Origin of the sequence: Enterococcus sp. DIV1096b (genome assembly GCF_050498765.1) — a bacterium.
Classification (GTDB): domain Bacteria; phylum Bacillota; class Bacilli; order Lactobacillales; family Enterococcaceae; genus Enterococcus_D; species Enterococcus_D entomosocium.
Genome location: NZ_JBMHEK010000001.1, coordinates 1,909,536 through 1,932,994, shown reverse-complemented (window position 1 = coordinate 1,932,994; position 23,459 = coordinate 1,909,536). Strand labels below are relative to the sequence as shown.

Sequence of the window (23,459 nt, the reverse complement as noted above, 5' to 3'; positions counted from 1 at the left end):
GTGCAAAAAGCAGCATACCCATTTGTCATGCCTATTATTAGTTCCTTTGTCGCAGCAGATCGCTGATTTTTTTAGTGATTCGCTTCTATCCGGATAAAACGACATTTTTTTGGGGTACTGATGTAATAGTCAGTACCCCTTTTTGTTTGCTTTTTTTTACCGCTTTCAATGGCGACGGCTGATGATTGCAAGCCAAAATAGGTATATGAAGCTTACAAGTTTTGCCTAAAAATCTGAATAAGGAGTCAAACGATGATCGTTAAAAATGTAAAAGAATTGATAGGGCATACCCCGCTCTTTGAATTTGATGCCGCAGCTTTAGGCGGAAAAAAGGGAAGTAAAATCTATGCGAAACTTGAATATTTAAATCCTGGTGGCAGCATTAAGGACCGCTTAGGAAAGTACTTGATCGATGAGGCATTTCGAGAGCGTACAATCAATCATGAGACAACAGTAATTGAACCGACAGCCGGAAATACCGGGATTGGCTTAGCTATTGCCGGGATCGAGCATGGACTAAAAATGATTTTTGTTATTCCGGAGAAATTCAGCATTGAAAAGCAGCAATTGATTGAGGCATTAGGCGCAACTATCGTTCATACACCAACGGAAGCTGGCATTCAAGGGGCAATCGAAAAAGCAAAGGAATTAGCAAAAGGACAGCCGAATAGTTTTATGCCATTGCAGTTTCATAATCAGAACAATCCTGCAGCCTATCAAGCAACATTGGGGCCTGAGATCTATCAGGAATTACATGGAAAAATTGACAGCTTTGTTGCAGGCGCTGGCAGTGGTGGTACTTTTGCGGGTGTCGCGACGTACTTAAAGAAGCAAAAATCAAGCACTCGTCTTGCTGTTGTTGAACCGGAAGGATCAATCTTGAACGGCGGTCCTGCCTATGGCCACGAGATTGAAGGGATCGGTGTTGAGTTCATTCCACAATTTTTTGACGATTTGCTTATTGATAACATTTATACGATAAGTGATGCCGAAGGCTTTGCCTTTACTCGTTACTTGGCAAGAAACTATGGTCTGCTTGTTGGAAGTTCAAGTGGAGCCGTGATGGCAGCAGCAGTAAAAGAAAGCCTCGAATTACCAACCGGAAGCTCGATCGCCACAGTCTTTCCCGATGGTGGCGACCGCTATCTATCAAAAAAGATTTATGCTGGCCAATCAGCAATCACACCATTCATAGGAGGAACAAACAATGCATTTTAATACAAAAGTAATTCACGGCGGTATCAGCGAAGACGAACTCACCGGTGCAGTCAGTGTGCCAATCTACCAAACATCTACCTATCGGCAAAATGCTCTTGGTCAGCCAAAGCAATATGAATACAGTCGTTCAGGCAACCCAACTCGTTTTGCCTTAGAAGAATTGATTGCGGATCTTGAAGAAGGCGCTCAAGGGTTTGCTTTTGCCTCTGGATTAGCAGCCACCCATGCGATCTTCACGCTTTTTCAGACAGGAGATCATGTCATTTTAGGAGATGACGTTTATGGTGGGACATTTCGTTTGCTTCATCAAGTATTAGAAAAAAGCGGGTTGACTTATTCACTTGTCAAAACCGATGATTTAGTTGCTATTGAAACAGCAATTCTTCCGGAGACCAAAGCGATTTTTCTGGAAACACCGACGAATCCGCTGTTAAAAATCACGGATATCAAATCGGTTGCGAGACTAGCTGCCCAGCACGATCTCTTGACGATCGTGGATAATACCTTTGCGACGCCATATTTTCAAAAGCCGCTACAATTAGGCGCAGATATTGTGATTCACAGTGCTACCAAGTATCTCGGTGGACACAGTGATGTAGTAGCTGGATTAGCGGTTGCCAAAGAGCCGCTAATCGCCGAAAGAATTGCCTTTTTACAAAACGCTATTGGCGGTGTATTGGGGCCTCATGATAGCTGGTTGATCCAGCGAAGCATCAAAACACTTGCTTTGCGGATGAAAGCACATCAAAACAATGCGATGAAAATTGCCCACTACTTACAAGCACATCAAGCTGTCGCAAAGGTTTATTATCCAGGATTGATTGACCATGAAGGTTATGAGATCGCCAAATCACAGATGTCTGGGTATAGCGGTATGATATCTTTTGAACTAAACGATGAAACGAAAACAGCCGGCTTTGTTGAATCATTAAAGATTTTTACTTTAGCAGAAAGTTTAGGTGGGGTGGAAAGTTTGGTTGAAGTGCCAACCGTGATGACTCATGCCTCAATCCCTAAAGAAATCCGCCAGCAATCAGGGATCAAAGATGGCCTGATTCGGTTGTCGGTTGGCATCGAAGACAGTGAGGATCTTCTGGCGGATTTAGAACAAGCGTTTGAAAAGGCAGGTAGCTAGTGATGGGCAGAGAGTTTATTCCAATTTTTTCTGACTGGGCAGCTGAGTACGATGAAACAGTTGCAGGTAAGGATGAAGAATATCGAGCGGTTTTTTTCAAATATGAACAGTTACTAGCTGAAATTGCTGAAAAGGCAGGGCGGTCTGTGGTAGAATTTGGTAGTGGCACTGGAAATCTAACACAAGCTCTGCTTGATCAAGGAAAAAACGTGCTGGCAATCGAGCCATCGCCAGAGATGCGGCGGATCGCCAAGTCAAAACCCAGTCTTTCTAAAGTGACTTTTGTAGATGGTGATATGGAGATTTTTCCTGAAATCACGGATGTAATCGATACGATCGTTTCTACCTATGTTTTTCATCATCTTACGGAGGACGAAAAACAACGGGCAATCGGCAAATATGCGGCGATGCTGCCAAAAGGCGGGAAAGTGCTTTTCGGGGATACGATGTTTCTTTCCCTAGCCCGAAAAATGGAGCTAATCGATGAAGCGCGGCAAGCTGGACACCAGCGACTAGCCGCTGATTTGCAACGGGAGTACTATCCAGTTACTGCGGATATCGAACGATATTTTCGCCAACATGGGTTTACCAGTCGTTTTAAGCAAATCAATGAGTATGTTTGGCTTGTGGAAGCACAAAAAGAGTAGGAGAGAAGTACAATGAAAATGAATGTTGAAAGCTTTAATTTGGATCATACGAAAGTCAAAGCACCTTATGTACGGGTTGCCGATAAAAAACAAGGAACAAATGATACCATCATCAAATATGATGTTCGTTTGAAGCAGCCGAACCAAGCACATATGGATATGGCAAGTCTGCATTCTTTAGAACATTTGACGGCAGAGTTGATTCGTAATCATGCAGATTGTATCGTGGATTGGTCACCCATGGGATGCCAAACCGGTTTCTATCTGACTGTCTTGAATCATGACGATTATGAAGAGATTTTGACAGTCCTAGAAAAAACCATGAAGGATGTTTTGCAAGCAACTGATGTACCTGCCAGCAATGAAGTGCAATGCGGTTGGGCGGCGAACCATACCTTAGAAGGTGCGCAAAAATTAGCGCAAGAATTTCTTGATGAACGTGACAATTGGTCGACCGTTTTTGCCTAAACAAAATAGAAGTAGAAAAAAGGTGCCTGCGTTTGTATTCGCGGACGCTTTTTTTGTTAATCCCGCAAAGAGAGGGGGATTAACTATTTTTCGTTTATGGTTCTACCGCTTGGACGGTGATGCCGACTCCATTCGGATTGTAGGTATGACTAATGTAAAACTCAAATCCTTCATGAACAAAGAAAAGTCTCCGAATGGCGCTAACGTCCCTGATGTGAGCATCTAAACCATACTGTACGATCAATGTCTCTTTGATCTCCTCAACATCAGCCTCTTTCTCGAATTGTGAGAAATCAATACCGAAAAATTCTGGGACATCAACCAATGTGATTTTCGCTAATCTTTCATTACCAGAATCATCAAAGTCAAAATCAAAGCTGATTTTGGACAGTTTGTCCCGTGAACCTAAAGGCACTCTTTTTGTCTCGAGAGCGCTGCTATCAACCATCATTGATAACAAATCAATGGCTGAATCAGGTAAGCGAGTGGTTACTTTTCTTACTTCATCAACCATTGCTCCTTGATCGGGAGAAAAAAACTTTTCTAGTCTCTTCTGTGACGATCACATTTTCGCGGCGCCGCTTTCGGTTGATGGCACTGCGCTCTTGGTTTACCCGATCACTACGTTTGATGAGATCGAGGCCAAGATCGCTGATGGACTCAGGGGAAGGTCTTTCTTCCAGTAAAGCAGTTAAGTAATCGATCTCTAAAAACTGCTCGTAGGCAGCTGCCGGCTGGTTTTCGCTGTAGAAGAGGGCAGCGCCAAGCAAAAAACAACTGATACCCAAAGAAAGCAAGAGGCTTCTTCTGCTATGCTCCCGGATTTTTTTCTAAGTCGACTCAGTTTCATTTGATCCTTCAACTCCCAAGTTTTTTAGATGACTTCTGATAAAAGTGGTGATTGAATTTCATCCTGCGTTTTACCAATATCAGTCATGTGAGATCGCTTAATGGATTACTCAATTTCTGATTCAGAAAACTGATCATGCCAGGCCACATCAGAAACGGTTCGGTTAATAAGAGTGACAATGATTGCTTCACCATCGGAATTGATCCAGGCATTGGATTCCACACCTACGACTGCTAGTCGCCAAGAAGGAAGGCCACCCATGATTTCAAGAACTTGATCGCAAGACATTCCTATTTGCAGTTGATGGAGCAAGTCTTTGTTGACTTTTCGATTCCACCGTCGCGGCAGCCCGATCTGCAATTGTTCACAATACGAAAATTGAGGGGCAACTGTTTCGGTACTGCTCTGAGTTTGTGCAACGTCATCAGAAGAATGAGTTGTTTCTGATGCGGGTTCTGATGCATGGTTCTCAGTTCTGGAAGAAGAAGCTCTGGTTTCTGAATCAGCTGACAAAGATTGAGAAGACGACGTTGCTTCTGGTGAAAAACTGCTTTTGGTGTTGTCATCCATGATTTCGTCAATCAAGGTACAGCCAGTGAGAAAGAGGGAGAGTATCATTAGTGGGAAAAATAAAATGATGGTTTTCATAAGATAGGTTCCTCCAAAATGATTTTCTTGGCCTTCCTTTGTTATTTTAATGTTGGCTTTTTATTAGGAAAACCCCGTCATTTGCTATAAAATAAAAAAGAAAAATGTTTGTATACCTATTTTGGTTTGGAGGGAGTGTTGTTTAATAAGTGTAACATGTTGCTTCTGATCTGGCTACTTGATTTCAAATGTCCTTTCATGGTTTTAGTAAAATTAGTATCTGCAGCTTACGATGGTGAAAAGGAAATGTTATAATAGATTTAACTACTCAATAAAAATTTGCTATTTTAAAGGTGAACCCTGTATACTCTTACCAGATCAACAGGAACCAGCATACCGGTTGCTAAGAATTTATGTAAGGATTCATAACAAGGAGAGGAGGGAATGAAGATGAGCATCTTAAAGCAGTGGCAAGCAAAACATCAAGCGAAAAAAGAAGCGAAAAAACAAGCGTTACGTTTAAAAAATGCGCAGCTTCGTGCAGCAGGGAAAGAGCCATTGAAGGGTTGGGGAAAGATGGTTGATACTGGCGTCGGAGGGGCGAACAAAGCCAACCCTATCGATACAAAAGTATTTTTAGGTGAAAATCAAAAGCGGATTTCAGAAGAAACCAAACGAAAAAATCAATAAAAAAAAAAGACCTCTGCAACAGTCCGAGAAAAGAGCTGTTGCAGAGGATTTTTTTAGATATTCAATACTTTGTCTAAGAAATCTTTCGTACGATCGTGCTTAGGGTTGGAAAAGATTTGCTCAGGTGTACCGTCTTCCAAGAAATTACCGCCATCAATAAACATCACACGGTTTGCTACTTCTTTGGCAAAGCCCATCTCATGAGTAACGATTACCATGGTCATTCCTTGTTTTGCCAAATCCTTCATAACATTGAGTACATCTCCAACCATTTCTGGATCGAGGGCGGAGGTTGGTTCATCGAACAACATCACATCGGGATTCATTGCTAAGGCTCTAGCGATTGCCACCCGTTGTTTTTGTCCTCCAGACAGATTGTCCGGGTACATGTCTTTTTTATCTGCCAAACCCACCGTCTCTAATAAACGAATCGCGTTTTGTTCCGCTTCTTGCCGAGAAGCATTTTTTAGATCCATTGGAGCTAAAATAATATTTTCTAAAACCGACAAGTGAGGGAAGAGATTGAAATGCTGAAACACCATGCCGATATGTTGACGAACAGCATTGATATTGGTGTTTTTATCCATCAGATGTGCGCCGTCAACGATAATATCGCCGCTGGTTGGTTCTTCTAAGCGGTTCAAACAGCGTAAGAACGTCGATTTCCCAGATCCTGAAGGGCCGATCACACAAACGACTTCTCCTTCAGCGATTGAAACATTGATATTGTTCAATACGGTATTGTCGCCGTATTTTTTTACAAGATTTTCAACTAAGATTTTTTCTTTCATGCTATTTCACCTTCTTTTCTAAAACTTTTGCAAGTTTCGTTAAAGCTGTGATCACGACTAAGTAAATAATCGCGATGATCAAGTAGACATAGGTACTTTGTGTGGTTCGTGCAACGATGATTTTCCCAGTTTGCAATAATTCTACGACTCCAATAACCGAGATGATCGTTGTATCTTTCAACGAGATAACGAATTGGTTAACGAAAGATGGAATCATGATTTTGATCGCTTGCGGTAAAATGATTTTCTGCATTGTCCGAGTGTAGGTCATCCCCAAACTACGAGAGGCTTCCATCTGACCTTTTGGCACCGCGTTGATCCCACCACGGACGATCTCAGCGATATAGGCACTGGCATTTAAGGTCAATGTAATGACCCCAGCAGCAAAGTCCGGAATCGTGATACCAATCGCATCGGAGAGGCCGAAGAAGATGAAGAAAGCCAATACCATCATAGGAATACCACGAATGATGTCAACATAGATCCCTGCAAAAACCCGCAATGCTTTGATTGGAGCAACACTAAATAGTCCAAAAATGATTCCGATCACTAATGCTAAGGCAAAAGAAATCAATGCTAGTAAAAGGGTATTCCATAATCCTTTTAACAAGACGTTATAGTTGTTGCTGATCAAACCAGTGATCGTTGATTCATCCACTCGTTTTTCTGTGGCAGAGCCATCTTCAATGTATTTATTGATGATTTGATCGTACTCCCCAGTCCGTTTCATTTCTTTCAATGCTTCATTGAACATTTGGATCAGTTCAGGATTTTGGCCTTTTTTCACCGCAAAACCGTACTGACCACCAGATTCTTTTTCAATCGGTGTCACTAGTTTTTGTCCTTGGCTGATGGCATAACCAATCACTGGATAATCATCCATCATGGCATCAATTTGTCCGCCGTTAACAGCCGCATATAATTGATCGGCAGCATCATAATATTTGATCGAATAGCCATATTTCTCTTCGTTGGCGATCAAGAAGTCTGCACTTTCTGTCCCAACTTTTGCACCGACGGTTTTTCCATCTAAATCTTCATAGGATTTGATGGAATCATTGCCTTCTTTTACAGCAATCTGAATACCACTTTCAAAGTAAGAATCAGAAAAGTCATAGGATTGACGACGCTCATCAGTGATTGTCATCCCAGCGATCATCCCATCTGCTTGGTTACCATCCAACGCTTGCAAAGCTCCGGAAAAACCGATGAAATTGAATTCGATGTTGAACCCTTGCAATTCTGCCGCCCGGTTCATTAAATCAACATCGATCCCTACGTACTCATTGTCTTCATTTTGGAATTCAAATGGAGCGAAGGCTGAGTCACTGGCAATTCGGTAAACATCTTTCTTTGGTTCGACTTTCACCATTTCACTAGTGCCTGCATCTGTATCAGACGTTGTGATGTAAGTATTGACGATTTCGTCGTATTTGCCGGAAGCTTTCATATTGGCTAAACCAGCGTTGAATTTTTCAAGGAGTTCTTGATTTTGGCCTTTTCTGACGGCAAATCCGTAAGAAGCGCCTTTTTCAGGTTCGCCGACAAGCTTCATTGGTTCGCCATTGTTGATAGCATAGCCAAGCACTGGATAATCATCAAAAGCGGCTGCCACAGTACCATTGCGTACAGCGCCATATAGTCCAGTAGCGTCATCATATAATTTGATGTCGTAGCCATATTGGTCTTTATTGCTTTCTAGAAAGCGGGCACTTTCGGTACCAACCTTTGCACCGACCGTTTCGCCTTCAAGATCCTCGTAGCTAGTAATACTGTCATTGTCAGCAGCTACTGCCATTTGAATCCCACTATCGAAATAAGGATCAGAGAAATCAAAGGTTTCTTTACGTTCCTCTGTGATACTCATCCCAGCGATCATGCCATCTAACTGATTTGATTGCACGCCTTGAATGGAGGCGTCAAAACCTAAAGGACGTAAATCAACTGCAAAACCTTGATCTTCTGCGATCGCATTTAATAAATCTATATCGATCCCAACGTATTCATTATTTTCATTTTGGAATTCGAAAGGAGCAAATGTTAAATCTGTTCCTATCTTATACGTAGTTTCCTCCGCACTTGCTGACTTTACTGAGAGCGTAAAAATGCTGATAATCAGCGCGATTAAAGCGAAGGACATGTGTTTTCTTTTCAAGAAAATTCCCCCTTTAGATATAACGTATTTATAGATTATATGGATTTTTTCTTCAACACACAAGTCTTTCTCTTTAAAAATATGACAAAATCGTTTAAACCTCACATTAGATGTTAGAAAATCAAACATGTTAAGTTATGCTTAATCGCATGAAACTTTCATAGCAAATGATGGCGAAAGTATGTTCGCTATGATATACTTATTTATGGAAAAGCGGCAGCGAGTTTTTCTTTTTTTGTTGTCGTTTAGAATAATCGAGGGGGAATGAAGATGATCGAAAGAACAACTTCCCATGAATTTGACTTAGTATCAAAATATCAACCAGCTGGGGATCAACCAGAAGCGATCCATCAATTGGTTGACGGGGTGGTCGGTGGAAAAAAAGCACAGATTTTGTTGGGAGCCACTGGGACCGGTAAGACTTATACGATTTCTAATCTAATCAAGGAAGTCAATAAACCGACATTGATCATTGCCCATAATAAAACATTGGCTGGACAATTATATGGCGAGTTTAAGGATTTCTTTCCAAATAATGCAGTCGAGTATTTTGTCAGTTACTATGATTACTATCAACCAGAAGCGTATGTTCCTTCCAGTGATACATACATCGAAAAAGACTCCAGTGTCAACGATGAAATCGATAAGCTCCGTCACTCGGCGACAAGTTCTTTATTAGAGAGAAACGATGTGATTGTTGTCGCTTCTGTCTCTTGTATTTTCGGTTTAGGTTCGCCGATCGAGTATGCAAGACAAGTTGTTTCTTTACGAGTAGGGATGGAAAAGTCTCGGGATCAACTATTAAAAGAATTGATCGAGATCCAATTTGAACGAAACGACATCGATTTTCAACGGGGGCGTTTTCGCGTGCGCGGCGATGTTGTGGAGATTTTCCCAGCTTCTCGTGATGAGCGAGCGTTGCGCATTGAGTTTTTTGGCGATGAAATCGATCGGATTCGTGAAGTTGATGCCTTGACGGGCGAGATCATGAGTGACACCGAACATGTGTCGATCTTTCCGGCAACCCACTTTGTGACCAATGAAGACCATATGGAACATGCGATCGCTTCAATCCAAAGTGAACTCGATGAACGACTGAAAGTTTTGCGAGCAGAAAATAAGCTGCTGGAAGCACAGCGTTTAGAGCAGCGAACCAACTATGATATTGAGATGATGCGAGAAATGGGGTATACCTCAGGAATCGAAAACTACTCTCGCCACATGGATGGACGAAAAGAAGGCGAACCGCCTTATACGTTATTGGATTTCTTCCCAGATGATTTTCTATTAGTAATCGACGAATCACACGTAACGATGCCCCAAGTTCGTGGGATGTATAATGGTGACCGTGCTAGAAAACAAATGTTAGTGGATTATGGCTTCCGTTTGCCTTCTGCACTGGACAACCGTCCGTTACGCTTGGAAGAATTTGAGAAACATGTCAATCAAATCGTCTATGTGTCAGCAACACCTGGCCCCTATGAATACGATCAAACCGATACCGTCGTTCAACAAATCATTCGACCAACTGGTCTGTTAGATCCGGTGATCGAAGTACGACCGATCATGGGTCAAATTGACGACCTCGTGGGAGAAATCAATGAGCGCGTCGAGCGAAATGAACGGGTCTTTGTGACGACCTTGACGAAAAAAATGTCTGAAGATTTGACGGATTACTTCAAAGAATTAGGGATCAAAGTCAAATACTTGCACAGTGACATCAAAACATTGGAACGAACAGAGATCATTCGAGACCTGCGCCTCGGTGAATTTGATGTACTGGTCGGAATCAACTTACTGCGAGAAGGGTTAGACGTGCCGGAAGTTTCTCTGGTTGCGATTCTTGATGCCGATAAGGAAGGCTTCCTGCGCAGCGAACGCTCCTTAGTCCAAACCATTGGACGGGCAGCCCGAAACTCTGAAGGAAAAGTAATCATGTACGCTGATAAAATGACTGATTCGATGCAGCGAGCGATCGATGAAACGGCGCGACGCCGAAGTATCCAAGAAGCCTACAACGAAGAACATGGGATCGTACCGAAAACCATTATTAAAGAAATTCGCGATCTGATCGCGATCACAAAAGTGGCAGAAGAGACCGGTGAATACACCACGACTTCTTATGAAGAACTGAGTCGTGAGGAAAAAGCAACCTTGTTGCTGAAGCTAGAAAAAGAGATGAAAGATGCTGCGAAAGCATTGGATTTTGAAACGGCTGCTACCTTAAGAGATACTATTCTTGAGCTAAAAGCTGCTGATTAGAAGGAGAAACACTATGGCAAATGATAAAATCGTGATCCATGGGGCACGGGCCCATAATTTAAAAAATATCGATGTGACGATTCCCAGAGACCAACTCGTTGTTGTTACTGGTCTTTCGGGTTCAGGGAAAAGCTCCTTAGCTTTTGATACGTTGTATGCCGAAGGACAACGCCGATATGTAGAAAGTCTATCGGCGTATGCCCGTCAGTTTTTAGGTCAAATGGATAAACCAGACGTAGATAGCATTGATGGACTTAGTCCAGCGATTTCTATCGATCAAAAAACCACCAGCAAGAACCCGCGATCAACAGTAGGGACGGTTACTGAAATCAATGATTATCTGCGGCTTCTTTACGCTAGAATCGGTCACCCGATTTGTCCAAATGATCACATCGAGATCACTAGTCAGTCGGTTGAGCAGATGGTGGATGAAGTTTTGGCATTACCAGAACGCACCAAGATCCAATTGTTGGCACCGATCGTTTATCAAAAGAAAGGGCAGCACAAAAAAGTCTTCGAACGTATCCAAAGAGAAGGCTATGTAAGGATGCGCGTAGACGGTGAAGTCTATGATGTTTCTGAAGCGCCTGAATTAGAAAAAAATAAAAAGCACGATATTGCCATCATCATCGACCGGATTGTTGTGAAGGAAGGCATACGTTCACGCCTGTTTGATTCTTTTGAAGCGGCATTACGGTTAGCGGACGGCTATGCGGTAGTCGATGTGATCGGCCAAAAAGAAATGCTCTTCAGTGAACATTATTCTTGTCCTTATTGCGGTTTTACGGTTGGAGAATTAGAACCACGCCTCTTTTCATTCAACGCGCCTTTTGGTGCTTGTCCAGACTGTGATGGTCTTGGCGTGAAGCTAGAAGTCGATGTCGACTTAGTGATTCCCGATCAAAGCAAAACGTTGCGTGAAGGCGCACTATTGCCATGGAATCCAATCAGTTCACAATATTATCCGCAAATGCTGGAACAAGCCTGTCAAGAATTCAATATCGATATGGACACACCATTTGAAGAATTGCCAGAAGAACACAGAGATATTATCTTGAATGGTTCGAATGGGGAGATGTTCCATTTCCATTATGAGAATGATTTTGGTGGGGTGCGTGATGTTGAGGTCGCTTTTGAAGGGATCTTACCAAATATCAAACGCCGTTATCATGAAACCAACTCTGATTTTACCCGTGATCAAATGCGTTTGTACATGACAGAGTTGACTTGTAAAACCTGTCATGGCTATCGCTTGAACCCTCAAGCGCTGTGCGTGCAAGTCAATGGGAAGCATATTGGTGAAATGAGTGAGATGGCGATCAACAATGCCTTGAACTTTGTCGAAGAATTGAAACTAACGGAACAAGAGCAAATGATTGCACGTCCGATCGTGAAAGAAGTCGATGATCGTTTAAGCTTCTTAAAAAATGTCGGATTGGACTATTTGACCTTGAGTCGTGCGTCAGGCACACTCTCTGGTGGGGAAGCGCAACGAATTCGCTTGGCAACACAAATCGGCTCCAATCTGTCTGGGGTGCTTTACATTCTTGATGAGCCATCGATCGGTCTTCACCAACGAGACAATGATCGCTTGCTAGATTCATTGCGGAAAATGCGTGATCTCGGGAATACCCTGATTGTCGTTGAGCATGACGAAGACACGATGCGGGCAGCAGACTACTTGATCGATGTCGGTCCGGGTGCAGGACATGCAGGTGGCGAGATCGTCGCTGCAGGCACTCCCGATGAAGTCGCTGCCAATGAGTCTTCTTTAACAGGTCAATACTTATCTGGAAAACGAGAAATCCCAACACCGACGGAACGCCGCAAAGGCAATGGTGAAAAGATTCGTGTGACCGGTGCCTCCGAGAATAACTTGAAAAACATTTCGGTCGATTTTCCATTAGGAAAGTTCGTCGCAGTTACAGGGGTCTCTGGCTCTGGTAAATCAACATTAGTCAATGAAATTTTGAAAAAAGCCTTGGCGCAAAAAATCAATCGGAATTCGAACAAACCTGGCCGCTTTAAAACCATTACTGGTTATGAAGCTATTGAGAAATTGATCGATATCGATCAGAGCCCGATTGGTCGGACACCTCGAAGCAATCCGGCAACGTATACCAGTGTCTTTGATGACATTCGTGATTTATTTGCTAAAACCAATGAGGCGAAAGTCCGTGGTTATAAAAAAGGCCGCTTTAGTTTTAATGTAAAAGGTGGACGCTGTGAAGCATGTAAAGGGGACGGAATCATCAAGATCGAGATGCACTTCTTACCTGATGTCTACGTACCTTGTGAGGTTTGTCATGGCAAACGTTATAACTCAGAAACGTTAGAAGTTCATTACAAAGGAAAAAATATTTCGGAAATCTTAGATATGACCGTGGAAGATGCAGTGGAATTTTTCCAACATATTCCCAAAATCCATCGAAAATTGCAAACGATCGTCGATGTCGGTTTAGGTTATGTCACTATGGGACAACCAGCGACTACTTTGTCTGGTGGGGAAGCGCAACGGATGAAGCTTGCCAGTGAACTGCACAAAAATTCCAATGGCAAGAGTTTTTATATCTTAGATGAACCGACGACTGGTCTGCATACGGATGATATTGCCCGTTTGTTGAAAGTTTTGGAACGATTTGTCGACGCTGGCAACACCGTTTTAGTGATCGAACACAACTTGGATGTCATCAAATCAGCGGACCATGTGATTGACCTAGGTCCAGAAGGTGGCGAAGGCGGTGGCACGATCATTGCAACTGGTACACCAGAAGAAATTGCTGCGGTTTCAGACAGCTACACCGGTCATTATTTGAAAAAAGTCCTTTAAGCAGATGAAAAAGCACTCACTTTTTCACTTGTCTGTCAATAGGTTTCGCTAAAGTTTAAGGAAGCGTGAAATATCTGCAAATTTCATGATAAGGGCTTGAAATCAAAATTTTATTTGATAGAATAGCAATAGGTATACGTATATTCGCATTGAATAAACTGCCTATAAGTTCTATCCGTTCAAAGTGGGAGAAAGCAATCAAAGATAGATACTTTGATTGCTTTTTTCTTTGTGGTATTATAATGCTATTGTAATCAAACGAAACGAGAGAGGTCGTTTTTCGTATTCAAAAGAGAGAGTGATTTTTGATGAGTCAGGAAAATTTTCTTCCCATATTATTAGGAAGCGATATGAATGTTTATGGTATGGCCAGAGCGTTCCACGAAGCATATGGTATTCAATCAGTTGCCTATGCAGGCGCCGAACTTGCACCAACCCGCTTTAGTAAAATTGTAAAAATCAATCAAGTGGAAGGTTTTGACCATGATCCCGGATTCACTGAGACGTTGATCAAGTTAGGAAAAAATACTTACAATGATCCTGCAATGAAATATTTGTTGATTCCTTGCGGCGATGGTTATGCGGAACTGTTGGCGAAGCATAAAGAAGAATTGGCGCCCTATTATACCTTTATCGCTAACGATTATTCTTTACTAAAAAGGTTGATCAACAAAGTCAGCTTTTACGAAGTCTGCGAGGAATATGGCTTGCCTTATCCTAAGACCTTCATTTTAACGCCTGAACTGTTGACGGAAGGAACGTTCAAAGGAGAGTTGCCTTTTGATTTTCCTGTGGCATTGAAACCGGCAAATAGTGTAGCATGGCTGTCAGTTGATTTTGAAGGACGCAAAAAAGCCTTTATTATTGATAATCGAATAGAATTTGAAGAAATCGTTTCTCGCATTTATCAAGCGGGTTATCAATATGAAATGATCGTCCAAGATTTTATTCCCGGTGATGACAGCAACATGCGGGTTTTAAATGCCTATGTTGATGAGAATCACGAAGTTCGTGTGATGGGCTTAGGTCATCCTTTACTAGAAGACCCAACCCCTGGCGCTGTTGGGAATTATGTCGTGATCATTCCAGATGAAAATGATCAAATCTATCAAATGATTCGTAAGTTTTTAAAAGAGATCGAGTATGTTGGATTTGCCAATTTTGACTTGAAATATGATGCGCGCGACGGGCAATATAAATTATTTGAAATCAACTTGCGTCAAGGAAGAAGCAGTTTCTTTATTACCTTAAGCGGATTGAATTTGGCAAAGTTTATCACTGAAGATTTAGTCTTCGAAAAACCTTACACAGAAACGGTTTATGGCAAAGCTGACGCGCCGGAGGCGAAATTATGGCTAGGGGTACCAAAAAACATCTTCTTGACTTACGCAAAAGAAAATCCTGCGAAAGAACGAGCAAAAAAATTATTAGCAGACAATCGCTGGGGAACGACCGTCTTTTATAAAGAAGACTTATCGCTGAAGCGTTGGATTCTATTAAAGAGAATGTTCCATCTATACAACAAACGATTCAAAACGTATTTCCATACGAAAGAAGGCTAGAAGATGGAGAATTTTTTTAGTATTTTAGGTGGCATGGGAACGTTAGCGACGGAAAGTTTCGTCCGCATTTTAAACCGACGGACACAGACCCATAAAGACCAAGATTACTTGAACTATGTTTTATTCAATCATGCGACAGTCCCGGATCGGACGGCATATATTTTAGACAATACGTTAGAAAACCCTGTTCCTTATTTAATGGACGACATCGAAAAACAAAATTTGTTAAAGCCTAATTTTATTGTGTTGACTTGTAACACCGCCCATTATTTTTTTGATGAGCTGCAAGCGGCTACTGAGATCGAGATTTTGCATATGCCTCGTGAGGCAGCGAAAGTCGTTTTTGAAAAAGGCGTCACTGGAAAAGTGGCCTTTCTTGGGACAGAAGGCAGTGTCAAAGCCGGCATCTATGAGAAAGAATTGCGCCAGTTGGGACTCGACGTTTATCTTCCGGAGCCAGCGATCCAAAAAAAGGTCAATACATTGATCTATGATCGAATCAAAGAAAATGATCATTTGGATCAAGAACTTTACTTTGAGATACTGGAAGAAGTCACCGAACGCATCGGCTGTGAAAGCGTAGTGCTTGGATGTACCGAGTTGTCCTTAATGGATGAATTTGTGACTGACAATCCTTATCCAGTCGTGGATGCCCAATCCATTTTAGTTGATCGGACGATTGAAAAAGCATTGGCAAATCGCCAAGCAATCTAAAGCTGATAGCGACGTTAGCGGCATTTTTTGAGCTAACGTCTTTTTTTATGCCGGTGTTCCAATGATACGCCCGGCATGATATAATAGAGTTGTTTCAGAAAGGAGTTTTACCTATGACTGAAGTGGATCATTTAGAATTGGTCATTATTACTGGGATGAGCGGAGCCGGCAAAACGGTCGCTATCCAGAGTTTTGAAGATATGGGGTACTTTTGTATCGACAATATGCCCCCAAGCTTGATCCCTAAATTTTGGGAACTGATCAAAGAATCAGGAAAAGTGACAAAAATTGCCTTAGTTGTCGATCTGCGTTCAAGATCGTTTTTTGAAGAAATCCAAAGTATGCTGATCGATATTGAAAACACGAATTTTATCGACACACGGATGCTCTTTTTAGATGCATCGGACAATGAATTGGTGTCAAGATATAAGGAAACGAGAAGAGCACATCCATTAGCGATGGATGGCTTAGTTACGGAAGGCATTCGCAAAGAGCGAGCGATCTTAAACGATTTGAAGACGCGTGCCAGTATTGTTATCGACACAACGACGTTGACCCCACGGCAACTGAGAGAAAAAATCAATCAAGAATTTCGTGCTTCTCATGAGACAGGGTTTCGTATTGAAATACTTTCGTTTGGCTTCAAGTATGGCTTGCCGATCGATGCTGATATCGTGATGGATGTTCGTTTCTTACCGAATCCCCATTACATTCCAGAGTTGCGTCCTTTAACGGGTAAAGATGAACCCGTGTATGATTACGTCATGTCTTTTCCAGAAACGGAAGAATTCTATCAGCAATTTAGTACACTGTTGCAAACGATCATGCCAGGCTATGTGAAGGAAGGCAAAAGCAGCTTGACGGTGGCTATCGGCTGTACTGGGGGTCAACACCGTTCGGTTGCATTATCGGAGCGCATCGGTGCGGTTTTGGCAGAAGACTATCGCGTCAATATTACTCATCGCGACAAAGATAAGCGCAAAGAGACGGTGAATCGTTCATGAAAATGAAAACGTACCGGATCAGAAAGCCGAAGATCGTTGTGGTAGGTGGCGGAACTGGGTTACCAGTCATCCTGAAGAGCTTGCGGAATCAAGGTGTCGACATCACAGCGATCGTTACGGTCGCTGATGATGGCGGTAGCAGCGGCGAGATCCGCAATTTGGTTTCCTCTATTTCACCACCGGGGGATCTGCGCAATGTTCTGGCGGCTCTATCTGATATGCCGCAATTGTATAATGATATTTTTCAATACCGTTTTAAAGCGGAAGACAAATTTTTAGCCAATCATGCCCTTGGGAACTTGATTATTGCGGCGATTGCTGAAATGCGTAGCAGTACCTATGAAGCCATTCAAATTTTGTCGAAAATCATGCATATCGATGGACGAGTATATCCTTCCTCAGATCTGCCATTGGTGTTGCACGCTGTTTTTAAAGACGGCACCGAAGCGGTAGGCGAGTCCAAAATCGCGGTTGATCGCAAAACGATCGAACGGGTCTTTGTTCGTAATCAAGAAAACAATGATGAGCCGAAAGCAGCTCGTAAAGTTGTTTCTTCAATTATGGAGGCAGATATGATCGTCTTGGGTCCTGGTAGTCTCTTTACTAGTATTTTGCCCAATCTCATGATCAGCGAGATCGGCCAAGCAATGTTGGAAACACAAGCTGAAACGGTTTATATTTGTAATATCATGACCCAAAAAGGTGAAACCGAACACTTTAGTGATGCCGACCATGTGCGAGTCTTGCATAAGCATTTAGGCAAACCCTTTATTGATACGGTGTTAGTCAACACCGAGAAAGTTCCAGAAGGATATATGGACCCAGAGATTTATGATGAATATCTTGTACAAGTGAAACACGATTTCCAAGGACTGCGAGAAGAAGCCAGCCGTGTCATTTCAGCTGACTTTCTGGAGCTTAGAGATGGCGGAGTTTTTCATGACGGAGATAAAGTGATTGAAGAACTTCTACGTATCGTTTACGGGGCCAAAATCTAAGAAAGGAGGGATTTTTTAATGTCCTTTGCAGCAGAAGTAAAAAAAGAATTGACTGCATTAGAAGTTCATCGCGAACATGCCAAGGCAGAACTGGCAGCTTTGATTCGGATGAATGGGTCATTAAGTATCAACAACCAGCAATTTGTTTTAAACGTTCAAACAGAAAACGCGGCGATTGCCAGACGCATCTACTCTTTACTAAAAGATCATTACGACGTGCGCAGCGAGTTGCTGGTCCGTCGCAAAATGAAATTAAAAAAGAACAACGTCTACATCGTTCGTTTGAAGCAAGAGACAAAGCGCGTGCTTTTGGACTTAGATATCATGGACGGGCTGATGTTTCAAAGCCATGTTTCTGATGAGATCATGGGCAATACTCAAAAAATGCGTTCCTATTTACGAGGGGCTTTCATGGCATCAGGATCGATCAACAATCCAGAAACTAGCCGCTATCACTTAGAGATTTATTCCATCTACGAGGAGCATAACCAAGATATTTGCGATATGCTAAACGCATATGGTTTGAATGCCCGTGCATTAGAACGTAGAAATGGGTATATTTCTTACTTGAAAGGCGCTGAGAAAATCGCTGATTTTTTGACACTGATCGGCGCCACCAATTCCATGTTGAAATTCGAGGACGTGCGGATCGTGCGAGACATGCGTAACTCAGTCAACCGTTTGGTGAATTGTGAAACCGCCAATATGAACAAAACGATCGATGCTGCTTCGAAGCAGATCGACAATATCGAGTTTATTCAAGATCGAGTTGGCTTGCAAGCTCTACCTGAAAAGCTGCAAGAAATCGCCGAATTACGTTTGGAACATCCCGAGGTCAGCTTGAAAGAGCTAGGAGAAATGATTCCATCAGGAGCGATCTCGAAATCAGGGATCAATCATCGCATTCGAAAAATCAACGAATTTGCCGATCATCTTCGTGAACAAGTCAGCTAGTCGAATGGAATAAAAATGAATCAAAAGAGCAGGAGCAGATTTGACGTGGATGTTCGCGTCAAATCTGCTCCTGCTCTTTTATTTGTGGTTACTCATTGATCAATGCAGTTAATTCCTCAGCAGTGATCGATTCATCAAAAATGTGCCCATCTAAGATAATCGTTGGCACAAATTGAATGTTGGCGTTTTTCGCTTCTTCCACAATTTCTCCGGCGATCGCAGGATGATTTTGTTCAGATAGCCCTAAGGTATTTTTCGCATATTCTGCCACTTCATTTAAAGATAAATGACCCCATTCGTCTTGTGTTTGATAAATTTTTGTAATCTCAGCGATCGTTGCCTGAGGATCTGTACTGGAAACAAACCGATGCATCACATTGCCTCGTTGCAATGATTCTTTTTCTTTGTCGAATAATTTGATGACACGGCGTAGTTTCCCAGCTGTGACAGCTTCACTTAAGATCGGTAACGATTCCTCAAACCATTGCCGACAATAAGGACAACGCAAATTCATAAATTCGACGATCGGTTTAGCGGAAGGGTCTCCGATATGTATCCCTGTTACCGCATTTGTTTCTTGTGCTTTGATGATTGAAATATCCATTAAGATTCCTCCTTTTTCTTTTAGTTTACCGAAGTTTCTACTGAAAGAAAAGCCTCAGGTCTTTTGATCCGAGTCTGTGAAATGAGGAGGGAAATTAGCTAAATACTATGTATTTCGTTTCACGAAATAAAGAAAATTACCCAGCCGGTGCTTTTATATTCCTTGATTTTCAGCTATAATGAATTGTGTTTTATTGTGCAAAATGATGATTAAAGGAAGTTATATAGATGAGAAAAAGAAAAACAATGGATGGCAATACGGCAGCTGCCTATATTTCCTATGCCTTTACGGAACTTGCGGCGATCTATCCGATAACCCCTAGTTCAACCATGGCTGAATTAGTGGATCAGTGGTCTGCTCAGGGAAAGCATAATCTTTTTGGGCAGCCGGTGAAAGTGGTTGAAATGCAATCTGAAGCAGGGGCGGCGGGTGTGGTTCACGGCTCATTAAAAACCGGTGCCTTAACGACGACCTATACGGCATCTCAGGGACTTTTGTTAATGGTACCAAATATGTACAAGATTGCTGGGGAAATGCTGCCAGGCGTCTTTCATGTCGCCAGCCGAGCAGTAACAACCAATGCCTTGAATATTTTCGGAGATCATACCGACGTAATGGCCACTCGACAAACAGGCTTTGCTATGCTAGCGGAAAGCAGTGTTCAAGAAGTAATGGATTTAGCGCCAGTCGCTCATTTAGCAGCAATTGAAGCCAACATTCCATTTTTAAACTTTTTTGATGGTTTCCGAACCAGTCACGAGATTCAAAAAATCGAGGTGCTGGACTATGAAGAACTCGCACAACTGGTTAATCATGAAAAGTTGGCTGCTTTTCGTCAAAAAGCGATGAATCCGAATCACCCAACAACGAGTGGGACGAATCAAAATCCTGATATCCATTTTCAACAGCGGGAAACGATCAATCAGCACTATCAAACATTGCCTGAGATCGTTCGTTTTTACATGAAGAAAATCAATGCTTTAAGAGGAACCAACTATGATTTAGTGGATTATTATGGTGCTGCGGACGCCGAAGAAGTTATCGTTTCGATGGGGTCCTCGACGCAAACGATCCAGCAAACGGTGGATCATTTGTACGCTTCTGGACGCAAGGTGGGAGTCTTGTCGATCCATCTGTATCGACCATTCCCATTAGAAGTCTTCTTAGAAAAAATGCCTGCTACCGTCAAAAGTATCGCTGTATTGGATCGCAGCAAAGAACCTGGTGCCAACGGAGAGTCTTTGCTTTTGGATGTGCAAAGTGCCATGTATGATGCAGCGATTCGGCCGACGATCATTGGTGGACGCTATGGTCTTGGGTCAAAAGATGTAACGCCTGATCAAATCGTTGCCGTTTATGACGAATTGATTAAGCCAAAAGCGAGCCAAAAGAAACGCTTCACCATTGGGATCACGGATGATGTGACGCAATTGTCGTTGCCCTCAAAAGGCACGCTAGATCTAACTGATCCATCCACCTTCCAAGCGAAATTCTGGGGATTCGGCTCTGATGGGACCGTTGGGGCGAATAAGTCAGCAATCAAAATCATCGGTGATCATACCGAAAAATATGTGCAAGGCTATTTCCACTATGATTCGAAAAAATCTGGTGGTCTAACGGTTTCCCATCTGCGATTTGGGGATACCCCCATTCGTTCTACCTATCTGATCGAACACGCGGATTTCGTTGCATGTCATACGCCTGCGTATTTGCATACGTATGATTTGCTGAAAGGACTCAAAAAAGGCGGAACCTTTTTATTAAATACGACCTGGTCACAAGAGCAAATTTTAAATAATCTACCGAAGAAGATGAAACGTTATCTTGCTGAAAACGAGATCCGTTTTTATACCATCAACGCCATGCAGTTGGCAATGGAAGTTGGCTTAGGTGGGCGGATCAATACCGCGATGGAAACAGCCTTCTTTTACTTGGCAAACATCATTCCGACCGAGGAAATCTTGCCGATTTTAAAAGAAGAGGCGCTGAAAAGTTATCGGCACAAATCGATGGCGATCGTTGAAAAGAACCAAGCAGCCATTGATCGCACCATCGAATTATTACAAGAAATCCCTGTTCCAAGCGAGTGGGCAACAATCGAAGTGCCGGAAAGGACATCCACTGCTATGACACAATTTGTGCGGGAAATCGTGGAACCCATCAACCGTCAAGAAGGCAATCAACTATCCGTCGGCACCCTCGTAAGGAACCAAATGACTGAAGGGGTGATCCCTGTCGGGACAACAGCGGTTGAGAAGCGGGGCGTCGCTGTTGAAGTGCCTGAGTGGCTATCAGATCGCTGTACCATGTGCAATGAGTGTGCCTTCGTCTGTCCTCATGCGGCGATCCGCCCGTTTTTGGCAGATGAAGATGAATTAACCGAAGCACCGGAAGGCTTTATCGTCAGAGAGATGCGAGGAGCGAACGGCCAAAAATATCGAATTCAAGTTTCCGTTGAAGATTGTACAGGTTGCGGCCTTTGTGTGGAGGCATGTCCCGCCAAAGGGAAAGCCTTGACGATGCGTCCTTACGAAGAACAAAAAGAGCAAGCTTTAAATTGGGCTTTTGCGATGACTTTACGCCAAAAGGAAAATCCAGCAAAACCAGGAACTGTTTTGGGCTCCCAATTCAATAAGCCCTTATTGGAGTTCTCTGGTGCTTGTGCGGGCTGTGGGGAAACCCCTTATGTCAAACTTCTGACCCAAATGTTTGGTGATCGCATGATGATCGCCAATGCGACCGGCTGCTCTTCGATTTGGGGTGGAACCTCACCAGTATCCCCTTATACAACCAATCACTTAGGACAGGGTCCAGCTTGGTCAAACTCGCTGTTTGAAGACAATGCCGAATATGGCTATGGCATGTTCTTAGCCAACCAAACCCGACGGGAGAAATTAGCAGCCCAGTTGCAGTCATTGAAAGCCGCTGTATCAGAAGAATTGCAGGCTTTGATTGATGATTGGGACCTTCATCGAGAAGAAAGTGCTGGGACACAGCAGCGAGCAGCAAAATTGATCGCCGCCTTAGAAGCTGAGGCTTCCACGACACCTCAGCTGAACAAAATTCTGCAGGAAAAAGATTTGTTTGTTAAGCCAAGCCAATGGATGATAGGTGGCGATGGCTGGGCATATGATATTGGGTTTGGCGGTATCGATCATGTTCTCGCTTCTGGTGCAGATGTCAATATTCTTGTGTTAGATAATGAAGTTTATTCCAATACGGGGGGGCAAGTCTCCAAAGCGACACCAACTTCGGCTATTGCTAAATTCGCTGCTAGTGGCAAGTTTGTTTCCAAAAAAGATTTAGGAATGATGGCGATGACCTACGGACATGTCTACGTCGCACAAATCGCATCTGGTGCTAATCAAATGCAAACGATCAAAGCCTTTGAAGAAGCCGAGCGGTTCCCGGGACCGTCAATCATCATTGCCTATACGCCATGTATCACTCACGGTCTTGCTGGCGGAATGCGTCAATCCTTGAAAGAAGCGCAAGAAGCAGTTGCATCAGGGTATTGGAGTCTCTACCGCTATAACCCGCTGTTGGCAGAAAATGGGAAACAGCCAATGACGCTCGATTTCAAAAAGCCAGCATTTGATCAAATGCCTGCCTTTATGCAGACCCAAGTCCGATTTGCTTCCTTGCAGTCTGCCAATCCCAATGCGGCGCAAGCCTTGTTTGAAAAAACCGTTTCAGATGCGAAAACTCGTTTCTATAACTATGCCCGCTTAGCAGGTCAAGAAGAAAAAATTCGAGCAAAGCTTGAAAAAAATGTAAGTACTGATACAGAACAACCAATGGCAGTAAAAACGGAGCGTGTGCGAAGAGAAAAACAGCCGTTAAGCGAAGAACAGCTCGCTGAAAGAGCAGCACGGCGTGCAGCGCGCGCAAAACGTCGTCAGCAAGAATAATCGCTAGCTGAGGAACGACCCTGGAAAAACGCTTTATCACGTTTTTTCAGGGTCGTTTGTTGTTTTTCCTATGAAATG

At 42.9% G+C, this 23,459-nt stretch carries 19 protein-coding genes; 13 read left to right on the top strand and 6 right to left on the bottom strand.

Features of this window, described 5'->3' with window-relative positions; genetic code table 11:
- Window positions 1–252 precede the first annotated feature (252 nt).
- From IGJ17_RS09185 to IGJ17_RS09170, 4 genes are read left to right on the top strand one after another with little or no spacing between them, the layout of a single operon-like run.
- Complete coding sequence (locus IGJ17_RS09185) at window positions 253–1,218, top strand: PLP-dependent cysteine synthase family protein (RefSeq protein WP_086332419.1); 966 nt, start codon at window positions 253–255, stop codon at window positions 1,216–1,218.
- Window positions 1,208–2,353 (top strand): cystathionine gamma-synthase, encoded by a 1,146-nt coding sequence (locus IGJ17_RS09180; RefSeq protein WP_429961281.1) that lies wholly within the window; start codon window positions 1,208–1,210, stop codon window positions 2,351–2,353. Before IGJ17_RS09185 ends, IGJ17_RS09180 begins: the two co-directional genes overlap by 11 nt.
- A gap of 2 nt (window positions 2,354–2,355) precedes the next feature.
- Window positions 2,356–3,000, top strand: coding sequence for a class I SAM-dependent methyltransferase (locus IGJ17_RS09175; RefSeq protein ID WP_086316187.1), 645 nt, complete (start codon window positions 2,356–2,358; stop codon window positions 2,998–3,000).
- Between the two features lie 12 nt (window positions 3,001–3,012).
- Window positions 3,013–3,468 carry an S-ribosylhomocysteine lyase gene (locus IGJ17_RS09170; protein ID WP_429961280.1) on the top strand — a complete coding sequence of 152 codons (456 nt, stop codon included), beginning with the start codon at window positions 3,013–3,015 and terminating at the stop codon, window positions 3,466–3,468.
- Window positions 3,469–3,562: 94 nt separating this feature from the next.
- On the opposite strand, the gene IGJ17_RS09165 is transcribed toward IGJ17_RS09170, so the two are convergent.
- The 3 genes from IGJ17_RS09165 to IGJ17_RS09155 all read right to left on the bottom strand — a co-directional run bounded on the left by IGJ17_RS09165 (window position 3,563) and on the right by IGJ17_RS09155 (window position 4,966).
- Window positions 3,563–3,982, bottom strand: a complete 420-nt coding sequence (locus IGJ17_RS09165; protein ID WP_429961279.1) for a hypothetical protein — start codon at window positions 3,980–3,982, stop codon at window positions 3,563–3,565.
- A complete protein-coding gene (locus IGJ17_RS09160) occupies window positions 3,975–4,265 on the bottom strand; it encodes a hypothetical protein (protein WP_429961278.1) in 291 nt (96 codons plus the stop codon). Before IGJ17_RS09160 ends, IGJ17_RS09165 begins: the two co-directional genes overlap by 8 nt.
- 158 nt (window positions 4,266–4,423) lie before the next feature.
- Entirely contained in the window at window positions 4,424–4,966 is a 543-nt protein-coding gene (locus IGJ17_RS09155) for a hypothetical protein (RefSeq protein WP_429961277.1), read from the bottom strand.
- Between the two features lie 390 nt (window positions 4,967–5,356).
- Between IGJ17_RS09155 and IGJ17_RS09150 the strand changes: the two genes are divergently transcribed.
- The gene (locus IGJ17_RS09150) at window positions 5,357–5,596 is read left to right on the top strand and encodes a hypothetical protein (RefSeq protein WP_008382185.1); all 240 of its coding nucleotides are present in this window, start codon (window positions 5,357–5,359) and stop codon (window positions 5,594–5,596) included.
- 53 nt (window positions 5,597–5,649) lie between these two features.
- Here IGJ17_RS09150 and IGJ17_RS09145 read toward each other — a convergent pair whose 3' ends face one another.
- Complete coding sequence (locus IGJ17_RS09145) at window positions 5,650–6,387, bottom strand: amino acid ABC transporter ATP-binding protein (RefSeq protein ID WP_005235668.1); 738 nt, start codon at window positions 6,385–6,387, stop codon at window positions 5,650–5,652.
- Between the two features lies 1 nt (window position 6,388).
- Window positions 6,389–8,542: an amino acid ABC transporter substrate-binding protein/permease gene (locus IGJ17_RS09140; RefSeq protein ID WP_196044288.1), complete on the bottom strand. Its 2,154-nt coding sequence runs from the start codon at window positions 8,540–8,542 to the stop codon at window positions 6,389–6,391.
- 270 nt (window positions 8,543–8,812) lie between these two features.
- Between IGJ17_RS09140 and uvrB the strand changes: the two genes are divergently transcribed.
- The 7 genes from uvrB to whiA all read left to right on the top strand — a co-directional run bounded on the left by uvrB (window position 8,813) and on the right by whiA (window position 18,866).
- Window positions 8,813–10,804 (top strand): excinuclease ABC subunit UvrB, encoded by a 1,992-nt coding sequence (gene uvrB / locus IGJ17_RS09135; RefSeq protein WP_008382187.1) that lies wholly within the window; start codon window positions 8,813–8,815, stop codon window positions 10,802–10,804.
- A gap of 13 nt (window positions 10,805–10,817) precedes the next feature.
- On the top strand, window positions 10,818–13,634 hold the full coding sequence (gene uvrA / locus IGJ17_RS09130; RefSeq protein WP_086299388.1) for an excinuclease ABC subunit UvrA: 2,817 nt from the start codon (window positions 10,818–10,820) through the stop codon (window positions 13,632–13,634).
- A 308-nt stretch (window positions 13,635–13,942) separates the two neighbouring features.
- The gene (locus IGJ17_RS09125) at window positions 13,943–15,196 is read left to right on the top strand and encodes a carboxylate--amine ligase (RefSeq protein ID WP_086299389.1); all 1,254 of its coding nucleotides are present in this window, start codon (window positions 13,943–13,945) and stop codon (window positions 15,194–15,196) included.
- Between the two features lie 3 nt (window positions 15,197–15,199).
- Window positions 15,200–15,910, top strand: coding sequence for an amino acid racemase (locus tag IGJ17_RS09120; RefSeq protein ID WP_005235674.1), 711 nt, complete (start codon window positions 15,200–15,202; stop codon window positions 15,908–15,910).
- A gap of 113 nt (window positions 15,911–16,023) precedes the next feature.
- Entirely contained in the window at window positions 16,024–16,914 is an 891-nt protein-coding gene (gene rapZ, locus IGJ17_RS09115) for an RNase adapter RapZ (RefSeq protein ID WP_005235675.1), read from the top strand.
- Complete coding sequence (locus IGJ17_RS09110; protein WP_008382192.1) at window positions 16,911–17,912, top strand: gluconeogenesis factor YvcK family protein; 1,002 nt, start codon at window positions 16,911–16,913, stop codon at window positions 17,910–17,912. Before rapZ ends, IGJ17_RS09110 begins: the two co-directional genes overlap by 4 nt.
- A gap of 18 nt (window positions 17,913–17,930) precedes the next feature.
- Complete coding sequence (gene whiA, locus IGJ17_RS09105; protein WP_005235679.1) at window positions 17,931–18,866, top strand: DNA-binding protein WhiA; 936 nt, start codon at window positions 17,931–17,933, stop codon at window positions 18,864–18,866.
- An 88-nt stretch (window positions 18,867–18,954) separates the two neighbouring features.
- Here the strand turns inward: whiA and IGJ17_RS09100 are convergent, their stop codons facing one another.
- Window positions 18,955–19,470: a DsbA family protein gene (locus tag IGJ17_RS09100; RefSeq protein ID WP_016611872.1), complete on the bottom strand. Its 516-nt coding sequence runs from the start codon at window positions 19,468–19,470 to the stop codon at window positions 18,955–18,957.
- Between the two features lie 227 nt (window positions 19,471–19,697).
- Between IGJ17_RS09100 and nifJ the strand changes: the two genes are divergently transcribed.
- On the top strand, window positions 19,698–23,381 hold the full coding sequence (gene nifJ, locus IGJ17_RS09095) for a pyruvate:ferredoxin (flavodoxin) oxidoreductase (RefSeq protein WP_429961276.1): 3,684 nt from the start codon (window positions 19,698–19,700) through the stop codon (window positions 23,379–23,381).
- Window positions 23,382–23,459: the final 78 nt, after the last annotated feature.

Bases quoted from the DNA above. Each gene is read 5' to 3' on its own strand.
- IGJ17_RS09185 (WP_086332419.1), top strand. From the start codon at position 253: ATGATCGTTAAAAATGTAAAAGAATTGATAGGGCATACCCCGCTCTTT.
- IGJ17_RS09180 (WP_429961281.1), top strand. From the start codon at position 1,208: ATGCATTTTAATACAAAAGTAATTCACGGCGGTATCAGCGAAGACGAA.
- IGJ17_RS09175 (WP_086316187.1), top strand. From the start codon at position 2,356: ATGGGCAGAGAGTTTATTCCAATTTTTTCTGACTGGGCAGCTGAGTAC.
- IGJ17_RS09170 (WP_429961280.1), top strand. From the start codon at position 3,013: ATGAAAATGAATGTTGAAAGCTTTAATTTGGATCATACGAAAGTCAAA.
- IGJ17_RS09165 (WP_429961279.1), bottom strand. From the start codon at position 3,982: ATGGTTGATGAAGTAAGAAAAGTAACCACTCGCTTACCTGATTCAGCC.
- IGJ17_RS09155 (WP_429961277.1), bottom strand. From the start codon at position 4,966: ATGAAAACCATCATTTTATTTTTCCCACTAATGATACTCTCCCTCTTT.
- IGJ17_RS09150 (WP_008382185.1), top strand. From the start codon at position 5,357: ATGAGCATCTTAAAGCAGTGGCAAGCAAAACATCAAGCGAAAAAAGAA.
- IGJ17_RS09145 (WP_005235668.1), bottom strand. From the start codon at position 6,387: ATGAAAGAAAAAATCTTAGTTGAAAATCTTGTAAAAAAATACGGCGAC.
- uvrB (WP_008382187.1), top strand. From the start codon at position 8,813: ATGATCGAAAGAACAACTTCCCATGAATTTGACTTAGTATCAAAATAT.
- uvrA (WP_086299388.1), top strand. From the start codon at position 10,818: ATGGCAAATGATAAAATCGTGATCCATGGGGCACGGGCCCATAATTTA.
- IGJ17_RS09125 (WP_086299389.1), top strand. From the start codon at position 13,943: ATGAGTCAGGAAAATTTTCTTCCCATATTATTAGGAAGCGATATGAAT.
- IGJ17_RS09120 (WP_005235674.1), top strand. From the start codon at position 15,200: ATGGAGAATTTTTTTAGTATTTTAGGTGGCATGGGAACGTTAGCGACG.
- rapZ (WP_005235675.1), top strand. From the start codon at position 16,024: ATGACTGAAGTGGATCATTTAGAATTGGTCATTATTACTGGGATGAGC.
- IGJ17_RS09110 (WP_008382192.1), top strand. From the start codon at position 16,911: ATGAAAATGAAAACGTACCGGATCAGAAAGCCGAAGATCGTTGTGGTA.
- whiA (WP_005235679.1), top strand. From the start codon at position 17,931: ATGTCCTTTGCAGCAGAAGTAAAAAAAGAATTGACTGCATTAGAAGTT.
- IGJ17_RS09100 (WP_016611872.1), bottom strand. From the start codon at position 19,470: ATGGATATTTCAATCATCAAAGCACAAGAAACAAATGCGGTAACAGGG.
- nifJ (WP_429961276.1), top strand. From the start codon at position 19,698: ATGAGAAAAAGAAAAACAATGGATGGCAATACGGCAGCTGCCTATATT.